The following is a 286-nucleotide window of genomic DNA, read 5'->3' as shown; positions in this document are numbered from 1 at the left end:
GCTCAAACAGGCGGAACTTGGTCACCAGCATTAGCTAGTGGAACAGGAGTTTTAAATCCAGCGGTTGATGTTTCAGCAACTTATACCTATACTGTAGCTGGAATTGCTCCGTGTGTTGATGATACTGCAACTGTTGAAGTGATTATTAATCAAGCTCCACAAGCTGGAAATAATAATTCAATTACGGTTTGTCAAAATAGTCCACAGCAAGATTTGTTTGCACTTTTAGGTCCAAATGCTCAAACAGGTGGAACTTGGTCGCCAGCATTAGCTAGTGGAACAAGTA

1 protein-coding gene is annotated in these 286 nt (G+C 41.3%); it reads left to right on the top strand.

Translation table 11 applies throughout. The annotated features are described in order from the left end of the window. Window positions 1–286: hypothetical protein (locus G6042_RS00440; protein ID WP_169522333.1), on the top strand; the 286-nt coding region annotated here is incomplete at both ends.

It is taken from the genome of Flavobacterium solisilvae, assembly GCF_012911605.1.
Taxonomy (GTDB): Bacteria; Bacteroidota; Bacteroidia; order Flavobacteriales; family Flavobacteriaceae; genus Flavobacterium; species Flavobacterium solisilvae.
The sequence above is the reverse complement of the archived record's forward strand: the minus strand, read 5'-3'. Positions and strand labels throughout refer to the sequence as shown.